The 12058-nt window shown below is 54.7% G+C and carries 10 protein-coding genes; all 10 read left to right on the forward strand.

From position 1 onward, the window contains the following. Positions 1-41 precede the first annotated feature (41 nt). The 10 genes from RCI20_RS03685 to RCI20_RS03730 all read left to right on the forward strand — a co-directional run bounded on the left by RCI20_RS03685 (position 42) and on the right by RCI20_RS03730 (position 12051). Positions 42-4679, forward strand: a complete 4638-nt coding sequence (locus RCI20_RS03685; RefSeq protein WP_306603193.1) for a glutamate synthase-related protein — start codon at positions 42-44, stop codon at positions 4677-4679. After that, on the forward strand, positions 4679-6148 hold the full coding sequence (locus RCI20_RS03690; RefSeq protein ID WP_306603194.1) for a glutamate synthase subunit beta: 1470 nt from the start codon (positions 4679-4681) through the stop codon (positions 6146-6148). Before RCI20_RS03685 ends, RCI20_RS03690 begins: the two co-directional genes overlap by 1 nt. Positions 6149-6238: 90 nt before the next feature. Further along, positions 6239-6982 carry a YEATS-associated helix-containing protein gene (locus RCI20_RS03695; protein ID WP_306603195.1) on the forward strand — a complete coding sequence of 248 codons (744 nt, stop codon included), beginning with the start codon at positions 6239-6241 and terminating at the stop codon, positions 6980-6982. 4 nt (positions 6983-6986) lie between these two features. Then, on the forward strand, positions 6987-8345 hold the full coding sequence (gene glmU, locus RCI20_RS03700; RefSeq protein WP_306603196.1) for a bifunctional UDP-N-acetylglucosamine diphosphorylase/glucosamine-1-phosphate N-acetyltransferase GlmU: 1359 nt from the start codon (positions 6987-6989) through the stop codon (positions 8343-8345). Continuing rightward, on the forward strand, positions 8345-8659 hold the full coding sequence (locus RCI20_RS03705) for a hypothetical protein (RefSeq protein ID WP_306603197.1): 315 nt from the start codon (positions 8345-8347) through the stop codon (positions 8657-8659). Before glmU ends, RCI20_RS03705 begins: the two co-directional genes overlap by 1 nt. 140 nt (positions 8660-8799) lie before the next feature. Then, positions 8800-9231: a type IV pilin protein gene (locus RCI20_RS03710; protein WP_306603198.1), complete on the forward strand. Its 432-nt coding sequence runs from the start codon at positions 8800-8802 to the stop codon at positions 9229-9231. After that, on the forward strand, positions 9231-9887 hold the full coding sequence (locus RCI20_RS03715) for a GspH/FimT family pseudopilin (protein ID WP_306603199.1): 657 nt from the start codon (positions 9231-9233) through the stop codon (positions 9885-9887). Before RCI20_RS03710 ends, RCI20_RS03715 begins: the two co-directional genes overlap by 1 nt. Position 9888: 1 nt before the next feature. Then, a complete protein-coding gene (locus tag RCI20_RS03720; protein WP_306603200.1) occupies positions 9889-10320 on the forward strand; it encodes a hypothetical protein in 432 nt (143 codons plus the stop codon). Beyond that, positions 10295-11506 (forward strand): PilW family protein, encoded by a 1212-nt coding sequence (locus tag RCI20_RS03725; RefSeq protein WP_306603202.1) that lies wholly within the window; start codon positions 10295-10297, stop codon positions 11504-11506. Before RCI20_RS03720 ends, RCI20_RS03725 begins: the two co-directional genes overlap by 26 nt. Next, complete coding sequence (locus tag RCI20_RS03730) at positions 11503-12051, forward strand: hypothetical protein (RefSeq protein WP_306603203.1); 549 nt, start codon at positions 11503-11505, stop codon at positions 12049-12051. The genes RCI20_RS03725 and RCI20_RS03730 overlap by 4 nt, the downstream gene beginning before the upstream one ends. The last annotated feature ends 7 nt before the right edge of the window (positions 12052-12058 follow it).

Raw genomic sequence — 12058 nt, forward strand, 5'->3', positions numbered from 1 at the left:
TGGCCAGCAAAAAGGCCGAACTAAGTGAAGGAACGCGTGTGATGGAATCGGCTGTACCTGATCGGCAGGGTTTGTACGACCCCGCCAACGAGCACGACGCCTGTGGCGTGGGCTTCGTTGCCCATGTCAAGGGTCAGAAGAGTCACGGCATTATTGAGCAGGGTCTGTTGATCCTGAAAAATATTGATCACCGTGGCGCCGTAGGGGCCGATCCGTTGCAAGGCGATGGCGCCGGTCTGCTGATCCAGATTCCGGACCTGTTTTATCGGGAAGAAATGGCGACTCAGGGGGTTGAGTTGCCGCCTGCCGGTGAATATGGCGTTGGGATGGTTTTTCTGCCGCAAGAAGCCGCATCTCGGCATGCCTGCATGGAAGAAATTGAGCGCTCCATCGTTGCGGAAGGGCAGCGCGTATTGGGCTGGCGTGATGTGCCGGTCAACCGCGAAATGCCGATGTCTCCGACGGTGCGTGCCAAAGAGCCGGTAATCCGCCAGGTTTTCGTTGGTCGTGGTCCGGACATCTTCGTGACTGATGCGCTTGAACGGAAGCTTTACATCATCCGTCGTCGCGCCGCAAATGCCATCAAGTCATTGCACCTCAAGCACGGACAAGAATTTTACGTTCCATCATTTTCTGCTCGTACGGTTAACTACAAGGGTCTGTTGTTGGCCGATCAGGTTGGCGTTTATTACCTTGACTTGCAGGACAAGCGCACTGTTTCGGCACTGGCGCTGGTGCACCAACGCTTCTCGACCAATACCTTTCCGACTTGGGACCTGGCGCATCCGTTTCGTTATATCGCCCACAACGGCGAAATCAATACGGTGCGTGGCAACGTTAACTGGTTCAAGGCCCGTGAACAGGCGATTTCTTCGCCAATCCTCGGCGACGATCTGAAGAAGGTCTGGCCGTTGCATTATCCGGGTCAGTCCGACTCCGCCGCATTCGACAACGCGCTCGAACTGCTGGTCATGGGTGGCGGCTACTCGCTCGCTCAGGCAGTCATGCTGATGATCCCTGAAGCCTGGGAAAAGCACTCGACGATGGACGAGAATCGTCGTGCCTTCTACGAATACCATGCTGCGATGATGGAACCGTGGGACGGTCCTGCTGCCGTAGCCTTCACCGATGGCCGCCAGATCGGTGCAACGCTTGATCGCAACGGCTTGCGTCCGGCTCGCTATTTGGTGACGGATGATGATTTCGTTGTCATGGCTTCCGAATCCGGCGTGTTGCCGATTCCCGAGAAGAAGATCGTCAAGAAGTGGCGTCTGCAGCCGGGCAAGATGTTCCTGATCGACATGGAACAGGGCAGGATCATCGATGACAAGGAACTCAAGGACTCCCTGGCTAACTCCAAGCCTTACCGTGAGTGGATCGACAAGATCCGTATCAAGCTGGACGAAGTGCCAGCCGCGATTGAGTCGTGCAATGCAACAAATGCCAGCCTGCTTGATCGTCAGCAAGCCTTCGGCTTCACCCAGGAAGATATCAAGGTCATCCTGGAGCCGATGGTCCAGAACGGCGAAGAAGCGACCGGTTCGATGGGGACCGATTCTGCTTTGCCGGTACTGTCGGCGAAAAACAAGACGCTATACGCCTATTTCAAGCAGCTGTTCGCTCAAGTGACCAATCCACCGATCGATCCGATCCGTGAGGAATTGGTTATGTCGTTGGTCTCCTTCATTGGTCCGAAACCGAATCTGCTGAATACCAACGATATCAATCCGCCGATCCGTCTCGAGGTTGCACAGCCTGTGCTGACCTGTGCTGATATGGAAAAGCTGCGCAATATCGACAAATATACGTCGAACAAATTCCGCTCTTTCGAGCTCGATATTTGCTATCCGGTAGCTTGGGGCAAAGATGGCATCGAAGCACGTCTCGCTTCGTTGGCGGCAGATGCTGAGGATGCGGTACGTTCCGGTGCCAATGTGCTGATCGTTTCTGATCGCAAGCTGGATGCCGAAAATGTCGCGATTCCGGCATTGCTGGCCACATCGACCATTCATCAACACCTGGTTAAGCAAGGTCTGCGTACCAGCGCGGGCCTGGTTGTCGAAACCGGTTCTGCGCGTGAAGTGCATCACTTTGCTCTGCTCGGCGGTTTTGGCGCCGAAGCCGTGCATCCATTCTTGGCGCTGGAAACGATCCAGTCGTTGGCTAAGGGTGATGCCGAGAAAGCCGAGAAGTACGTCAAGAACTTCATCAAAGCGGTTGGCAAGGGCCTATGCAAGGTTATGTCCAAGATGGGCATCTCGACCTACATGTCCTATACCGGAGCGCAGATTTTTGAAGCCATCGGTCTGAAAAAGGACTTCGTCGAAAAGTATTTCACCGGTACGCCGTCGAACATTGAGGGTATCGGTCTGTTCGAAGTGGCAGAAGAAGCCATTCGCATGCACAAGGAGGCCTTTTCGGCTGATCCGGTGCTCGCCAGCATGCTGGATGCCGGTGGCGAATACGCCTTCCGTACGCGTGGCGAAGACCACATGTGGACGCCAGATTCGATTGCCAAGTTGCAGCATGCAACGCGCTCGAACAAGTATGAGACTTACAAGGAATACGCCAAGCTGATCAACGATCAGACCAAGCGTCACCTGACGCTGCGTGGTCTGTTCGAGTTTAAGCCGCAGGGCGCTGCGATTGCGCTGGAAGAAGTCGAGTCGGCCAAGGAAATCGTCAAGCGTTTCGCGACCGGCGCGATGTCGCTCGGTTCCATTTCGACCGAAGCGCATACCACGCTGGCCGTCGCCATGAACCGTATCGGCGGCAAGTCGAATACCGGTGAAGGCGGTGAAGATGCCAAGCGCTTCCAGCCACTGAAGGCCGGGCAGACGTTGTCGGAAATCATTGGCGCGTCGCGCATTGAGCGTGACTATGTATTCCAGGAAGGTGATTCCCTGCGTTCGGCGATCAAACAGGTTGCCTCGGGGCGTTTTGGCGTGACAGCCGAATACCTGGTCAATGCCGACCAGATCCAGATCAAGATGGCGCAAGGTGCCAAACCGGGTGAAGGCGGCCAGTTGCCGGGTGCCAAGGTTTCCGAGTACATCGGCAAGCTGCGTCACTCAGTGCCGGGCGTGACCCTGATCTCGCCGCCGCCGCATCACGATATTTATTCAATCGAAGATTTGGCGCAGCTGATTCATGACCTGAAAAACGCCAATTCCACGGCGTCTATTTCAGTCAAGCTGGTCTCGGAAGTCGGTGTTGGCACGGTTGCCGCTGGTGTAGCCAAGGCTAAGGCAGATCACGTCGTGATCGCGGGTTTTGACGGTGGTACCGGCGCTTCGCCGGTGTCGTCGATCAAGCATGCCGGTACGCCGTGGGAGCTCGGGCTGTCCGAAACGCAGCAGACGCTGGTGCTGAATCGCCTGCGTTCGCGTATCCGCTTGCAGGTCGATGGTCAGATGAAGACCGGTCGCGATGTCGTCATCGGTGCCTTGCTTGGTGCCGACGAGTTTGGCTTTGCCACGGCGCCGCTGGTTGTCGAAGGTTGCATCATGATGCGCAAGTGTCATCTGAACACCTGCCCGGTCGGCGTTGCGACGCAGGATCCCGAGCTGCGCAAGCGCTTCTCCGGTCAACCGGAACACGTGGTCAATTATTTCTTCTTCGTTGCCGAAGAAGTACGCGAAATCATGGCCCAGTTGGGCATCCGCAAGTTCGACGATCTGGTTGGTCGGGTTGACCTGCTCGATACCCGTCACGGTATCGAACACTGGAAAGCGAAAGGGCTGGATTTTTCCAAGGTCTTCCATCAGGCGAACGTACCAGCCGATGTGCCGCGTCGTCATACCGAAGGTCAGGATCATGGCCTCGACAAGGCGCTCGACCACAAGCTGATCGAGCAGGCCAAGCCGGCCTTGGAAAAGGGCCAGAAGGTCCAGATCGAAACAAAGATCATCAATGTCAATCGCACCTGCGGAACGATGTTGTCGGGTGAAGTCGCCAAGCGGTATGGCAACGCTGGCTTGCCGGATGACACCATCCACATCAAGTTGACCGGTACAGCAGGCCAAGCTTTCGGTGCCTTCCTGGCGCGAGGCGTGACGCTGGAACTGACCGGTGAAGGCAACGACTACGTCGGCAAGGGCTTGTCGGGTGGCCGGATCATCATCAAGCCGAGCCCGGATTTCCGTGGTGATACGCAGCAAAACATCATCTGTGGCAACACCGTGATGTATGGTGCGACGGATGGCGAATCCTTCTTTGCCGGGGTCGGTGGCGAACGCTTCTGTGTGCGCAATTCCGGCGGTACAGCGGTGGTCGAAGGTGTTGGCGATCACGGTTGCGAATACATGACCGGCGGCACCGTGGTCGTGCTCGGCATGACCGGGCGGAACTTCGCTGCCGGCATGTCGGGGGGTATTGCCTACGTGCTGGACGAGGATGGCAGCTTCAAGCATCGCTGCAATCTTGCCCAAGTGGCACTGGAAAAGGTTGTCTTGGCCAACCGTCATGTGGCTGGGGAGCCATTGCATTGCGGTGAGGCTGACGAAACCCAATTGCGCGAATTGATTACCCGGCATGTCGAGTACACCGGCAGTGAAACTGCCAAGCGAGTTCTTGCCGATTGGGATGCTTATCGCGAGAAATTTGTCAAAGTCTATCCGCACGAATACAAGCGCGCCTTGACCGAAATGGCCGCTGCTGCACGGAAGGAGGCCGCATAATGGGCAAGCCGACTGGTTTCATGGAGTTCGAACGTCTCGAAGAGGCTTACGAACCGGTTGAGAAGCGTCTGACGCACTACAAGGAGTTCGTCCAGACCTTGTCCGACGACGCTGCCAAGACACAGGGCGCGCGCTGCATGGATTGCGGCATTCCGTTCTGCAACAACGGTTGCCCGGTGAACAACATCATTCCGGACTGGAATGATCTGGTTTACAAGGGCAACTGGAAGCAGGCGCTGGATGTCCTGCACTCGACCAACAACTTCCCGGATTTCACCGGCCGCATCTGCCCGGCCCCCTGCGAAGCTGCCTGTACGCTGGGCATCAATGCAGCGCCGGTCGGTATCAAGTCGATTGAGCATTTCATCATCGACAAGGGCTGGGAGATGGGCTGGGTCGTGCCGCAACCGGCCAAGACCAAGACCGGCAAGAAGGTTGCCATCGTCGGCTCCGGCCCCGCAGGCATGGCTGCGGCACAGCAGCTGGCACGCGTCGGGCACGCCGTTACGGTGTTCGAGAAGAGCAGCCGGGTGGGCGGTCTGCTCGGCTTTGGCATTCCCGACTTCAAGCTGAACAAGTCGGTGATCGACCGTCGTGTGGCGCAGATGGAAGCCGAAGGCGTGGTCTTCCGCACCAAGGTCATCGTCGGTGACAGGAATCTCCCGGCCGGCATCAACAACGATGCGACCGAGACCATTTCTGCCGAACAGCTGAAGAAGGATTTCGATGCTGTCATCCTTGCCGCCGGTTCGGAAGTTCCGCGCGATCTGCCGGTCCCGGGGCGTGAATACAAGGGTGTCTATGCTGCTCTGGAATTCCTCATTCAGCAGAGCAAGGAAGTCCAGCAGGGCGTCAAGAATCCGATCAGCGTCAAGGGCAAGCACGTCATCGTCATCGGTGGCGGCGATACCGGTTCCGATTGCGTCGGCACCAGCTACCGTCACGGCGCGGCCTCGGTGACCCAGTTCGAACTGATGCCGGCACCGCCGGAGCAGGAAAACAAGGCGCTGACCTGGCCGTACTGGCCACTGAAAATGCGTACTTCGTCTTCCCACAAGGAGGGTGCGACGGTGCGTGAATTCGCCGTGGCGACCAAGGCTTTCGTCGAGGACGGCCAGGGTAATGTCAAGGCGCTGAAGGGCGTGCGCGTCGAATGGAAGGACGGCAAGATGAGCGAAGTCGCCGGTTCCGAATTCGAACTGCCGTGCGATGCTGCCTTCCTGGCAATGGGCTTCGTCAATCCGGTCGGCAGCCTGCTCGATGCCTTCGGCGTTGACAAGGATGCCCGTCAGAATGCCAAGGCGACGACCGATGGCGAAGGCTGCTACCGCACCAGCGTCGACGGTGTTTTTGCTGCCGGCGACGTGCGTCGTGGCCAGTCGCTGGTTGTCTGGGCGATCCGCGAGGGACGTCAGGCTGCCCGCGAAGTGGATATTTTCCTGATGGGTAATAGCACCCTGCCACGCTGAACGTTTTGTACGATACCAAAAACCCCGCCGGTTCAGACCCGCGGGGTTTTTGTTTATGTAAAAATGCTACTTCGTTACAAGGGGACCACAATGTCGAATGAGCTTCAAACTGCTTTTCAAATTACAGCACCGAACGGAGTGCTGGACGTTCATATGCTGCTCATCTTGCTGATAATGATTCTGGCCGGCGTTCTGGGCGGAGCCGCAAATTATTTTCTGGCAGATCGGGCGGCAGAGCGTTCAACTGGCCCAGTTCGACGTGATTGGGTCAAATACCCGATTTTTGGGGTAGTGGCGGCGTTGACCGTACCATTGTTCCTCAACATGATTTCCAGCACCTTGCTCGAAGGCGCTCGCACCAAGCCGGTTGACTTTTTTACCTTCGCCGGGTTTTGCCTGATCTACGTGATTGCATCGCGCCGATTGTTTGAAAATCTGGTACAGCGACTCTTGAGACAGGTCGAGCAAGTCAGGCACGAAGTGGTCCAGATCAAGCAGAAACACGATGAAATGCCGCCAACCCTGTCCAGGGTGGAGCCGGAAGCAAGCAAGCCCGCTGAGCCTGATCCACGCGATGTGCTTTCGTACAATGATGTAGAGATATTGCGTGCCCTGGCTGCTGAGCCATTTGTATATGGAAATCTGGCGGCAATTTGCGATGCGACCGATTTGCAGCGTGACTTCGTCAGTCAGCGTCTGAATGTCATGAAGTCCCTAGGGATTATTGAAACTCGTATTAATGACAAGAATGTTCTGCATTGGTCTGTATCCGCGCGTGGTAAAGCCGTGCTGGACGACGTGGTTGGCGCCCAATCAGAGAAGAAAGCTCAGTAAAGTCATGAACATAATTATTTTGGCGGCCGGTCAAGGCAAACGGATGTACTCCAACTTGCCGAAGGTGTTGCATCCATTGGCAGGCAAGTCACTGGCCGCACATATCATTGATACAGCACGATCTCTGGCTCCGGGCAAAATGATTGTCGTGTCTGGCCATGGCGGTGAAGTTGTGCGGACATCGCTAAGTGCACCTGATATTTGCTGGGCAGAGCAGGCACAGCAACTTGGAACGGGGCATGCCGTGGCGCAAGCCATGCCGATGTTGGGCGCTGGGGGGCAAACACTAGTGCTTTATGGCGATGTGCCGCTCACCAGGCCAGAGACACTTGAACGTCTGCTGCAGGTCGCTGCCGATGGTTTGGGGATTCTTACGGTCAATATGAATAATCCTTCGGGATATGGCCGTATCGTGCGTAATGCCAAGGGCGAGGTTGAGCGGATTGTTGAAGAGAAGGATGCAAATGCTGCTCAAAAAACAATCTGTGAGGTCAATACTGGCATCATGGCAATTCCGACAGCACACTTGGCCCGATGGCTGGGACAATTAAAAAATGACAATGCGCAAGGCGAGTACTATTTGACAGATATTGTTGCACTGGCGGTGGCTGAAGGAGTCACCATCAGAACTGCGCAGCCGAATAATGAATGGGAAGTGCTCGGTGTTAATAGCAAAGTGCAACTGGCTGAGCTTGAGCGTCAGCATCAGCGGAATTTGGCAGAGGGGCTTTTGCATGCCGGAGTACGTCTGGCTGACCCTGCGCGTATCGATGTTCGTGGACGATTGACTTGCGGGCGAGATGTCAGCATCGATGTCGGTTGCGTCTTTGAGGGAATGAACGAACTGGCGGATGCCGTAGAAATTGGTCCCTACTGTGTTTTGAAGAACGTCAGGGTCGGTCCGGGGACCAGGATCGCGGCTTATTGCCATATCGAGGAAGCCAGTATTGGTCCTGATGGCGTTATTGGTCCGTATGCCCGTCTGCGTCCAGGTGCTGAACTCGGTGCCGAAGTGCATATTGGTAACTTTGTTGAAGTCAAGAAAAGCCGGATCGGCGATAAATCGAAGGCCAATCACCTCGCATACATCGGTGATGCCGAGATCGGGCAGCGAGTCAATGTCGGGGCCGGTACCATCACTTGCAACTACGATGGGGCAAACAAATTCAAGACCATTATCGAGGACGATGTCTTCATCGGCTCCGATACGCAACTGGTGGCTCCAGTAATAGTCGGTCGTGGTGCTACGCTTGGTGCAGGAACGACGTTGACCAAAAATGCACCGCCGGACGCGTTGACCGTATCACGGGCGAAACAAGTAACCGTAAGCAACTGGCAGCGCCCAGTAAAAGCGACGAAATAATGGACATCTGGTTCACGCTGTTCGTCATGTTGGCAGCGCTTCTCGTTGCGGTTGGAGGGGCTTTGTTGCTGGTTAGTTACCTGCAGTTATTGCCTGCTTCCTTTGAGCACGGGTGGCGTAGCTTTGCGCTGGCTTTGGTATTGCCTGTTCTGGGGCCTTGGCTGTTTGCACGCAGCCAAAAACCCAAGTATTCACGGGTCGAAATTCAGTTGATTGCCGGTTTCGTGATGGTGCTGGTGGTCGTTGTCATGCTGCTTCTGTTCGGCCCTTATTTTGTTGAACGACTCATCGCGACAATAAAAATCAGCGCTTGAGTATCTTGCTCGGTGGTCTTCGCAAAGCTTGAGTCAGTAATCCGCTGAGCGGTATATATGCGCCGTACATCGGCTGCACATTGATTTTTTAAAGCCCCAGAACGATCCTACAAACAGAAATCTTGAGAAAGAAACAAGCCATGTATCACCATCCGCCTGCTAGTTCACGATCCATGCACGGGTTCAGCCTGATTGAGTTAATGCTCGTAGTGGCAGTCATAGGCATTTTGTTGTCAATTGCCGTGCCGGGTTATATGGATCATGTTCGGCGTTCCAGAGCGGTAGAGGCAGTCTCTCAACTCTCGACATGGGGAAGTCGAATGGAGCAGTCTTATCTGGACAACCGGAACTATGGTGATGGCGGATGCCGAATTGCCACACCAGTTGCTCAACATTACACGCTGTCTTGTGCGCTGACCAATGGTGGACAGGGTTTTACATTAACCGCAACCGCACAAATCAACAGCGAAGGTACTTATACCTTGAGCGAGGGGAATCAGAAGTCGACCACGCAGTTCAAGGGGGCTAGTGCCAGCAAAGCCTGCTGGTTGATCAAAGGACAGGAATGTTAATGAAATCTTCCGCTCAGCGAGGGTTTTCGTTAGTTGAAATCATGGTGGTCGTGGCCATTATGGCGATTATCCTGAGTGTCGCTGCACCGAGTCTTGCCAAGTATCTGAATGGTCTCAGTGTTAGATCTGCCGCTGAGAGTGTTTTGAATGGCTTGCAGGTTGCTCGCGGTGAAGCCATCCGAAGCAACAACACGGTCATTCTTCAAATCGTTGATTCACTTGAAAACTCTTGCGCAGAGACTGCCCAGGGAAAACATTGGGTTGTAAGTCACTGTCCTGCGGCTGGTGCATGCGGTGGCGCAATCGACAAACAGGCAGTTCCGCCGGTGAACTGTAACGATAGTGATCCCGTGATATTGGCCAAAGGGTCGTTTGAAGCTGGTGATCGGGTTGAAGTTGATCTCGGAGGAAGTGCAGCATTGTGTTATTCAGCCCTCGGTCGAGTCAGTGCAAATGCATCAAATTGTCCGGCTGGTACGATTGATCCGTCCGGATCAGGGGGTGGAAGCTTCGCAATCAATGTCAGGCATACCGACGAGGCTTGTATGGCTGATGGCGGGAGTGTGCGCTGTTTGCGTATTGCCGTTGGAACAGCTGGTCAGGCAAAGCTGTGTGATCCCTCAATCACAAGCTCAGATGATCCCAGGGGGTGCTGAAATGCTGACATCCAAACATCCACTCGCTCAAAGAGGGGGGGCGCAACAGGGCATGGTGCTGCTTGAAGCGCTCATCGCAGTCCTGATTTTTTCACTGGGCCTGCTGGGACTGGCAGGAGGTCAGGCCAGTGCGATCAAGGCACAGGGAGAGGCAAAGGCACGTGCAGATGCAGCATTTGTTGCAAACCAGATTGTTGGAGATTTATGGGCTGTAGCGCCAAATGAGTTGGGTGGTTGTGCAGGAACCTACGCAGCCGGGGATGTGGGATGTAATGGCGCGGCTTGGGGGGATCGGATAGCGCAGAGCTTGCCCGGTGGTCAGGCTGTCATTGAAATAAACAACACGCAAGCCACAGTTACTTTGACGTGGCGCAGCCCCGGGATTGAAGAGGAGCATCAATATGTGCATGTGGCAGCCGTCGCGAGAAACTGAAATGCGAAATTCAATGCGCGAACGGGGTATGTCGTTAGTGGAAATGATGGTTGCGGTGGTCATTGGCATGCTGACCATATTGGCCGTAACGCAATCGATGTATTTCTTCGAAACGATGCGTAGAGGAACAACGACAGGTGCCGATGCGCAATCCAATGCAGCCTTCTCTGTCTACATGATGGAACGTGATCTACGAATGGCCGGGTATGGTGTTTTTGCAAACCATGCCGGACTTATCGATAACTGCATTGGTGGCACGGTTTTGGGCTACAACAGTGAGAGAACACCGACCGATATTACATTTGCTGTTGATGATGTCCCATTTTTCCCCGTATCAATTAATCCTCCGGGTATCCCGGCAGGAGATCCGAATACCGATGTTGTTGGCGTTGCCTTCGGCTCCAGTGATATTGGCGTTTCTGCAGAAGGAACCTTGCTTGGCACTGACAATGGTGCCGGCAATATTACGGTTGGCAACACGGGGGGGGTCAGTGCTGGCGATCTCGTTTTAGCTGTGCCGACAGGTGCGGGTACTTCGTGCAGCATTTATGAAATTACCGATGGTCCAGGAGCGGTTGCTTGCAACGGTTCCGGAACTGCGGCTTCCCTTGTGTATGGGGATGCTGCCTATCCAAGTCGCCGGGCGAGTTGCGCCAATGTGACGCCCACGCGGAACAAACCGGGAGGATTCGGCGTAGCAACAGCGAACTACACAAATGGCCGCCTATTCAATCTCGGACATAGAAATGGGTTGAGTCATGTTTATTACGCAGTGCGTGGTGGTCGCTTGGTTCGTTGCAATCATCAGTTGAATAACTGCGCAGGCAATGAGAACGATACGCTTGTATGGGAACCCGTCAGTGATGGTGTTGTCATGTTGCGTGCCGAGTTTGGTATTGCCAGCGGAGGACAGAATAGTGCAGTAGATACTTGGCGCACGGAAATATGTGATGCCGGTGGCTGCACTCCATCGCAAGATGACTGGACAAATTTGCGAGTCATTCGAATTGCAGTCGTTGCGCGTTCCCAGCAATCCGGCGCGGCGGATACGACAACGACGGTGCCTCAATGGAACGGACAAACGGCAATAACGCTGGACGGTGTTGATAACTGGCAGCGCTACCGCTATAGCACGACAGAGGTTGTCATTCCTCTTAGAAATATTGTCTGGGGGATGTCGTCATGAGATTAGCCGGCAAAAAAAGACAGCAAGGTGCTGTGCTGCTTTTGGCACTGATCGCTTTGGTTGCGATGGTTATTGGTGCTTTGTCCATGTTTCGCAGTCTGGACTCTGCAACAGGGGTTGCCGGCAATATTGGCTTCAGGCAACAAGGTGTCGCTGTAACCGACGTAGGGGTCGAGGTAGCAATGAATTGGCTTGCTGGGGCTGCTGATCTGGAAAATAACCATGCTGGCAATGGTTATTATGCGACGCACAGTTTTGGTTTGACGGATGGCGATATTCTCACTCTGAATTGGGATGCCAATGCATTGAAGCTGGCTGATCAAAATGGTTTTCAGATGTGGTTGGTAATACACCGCCTTTGTAACGAGATTGGCCCACCAACACCAGGGCGTTGTCCGGAAAGCGGTAATACGATTAATCAAGAATCGGTAAAAATTGGTCCGGGGTCGCTGGCAACAGGCGGCATATCGGCGCTTTATAGAATTACGGTGCGGGCTCTGGGACCCAGACGTTCCGAATCGATCGTGCAAGTTATTACGTATTGAATCCGGT

Source organism: Azonexus sp. (genome assembly GCF_030824335.1).
Taxonomy (GTDB): domain Bacteria; phylum Pseudomonadota; class Gammaproteobacteria; order Burkholderiales; family Rhodocyclaceae; genus Azonexus.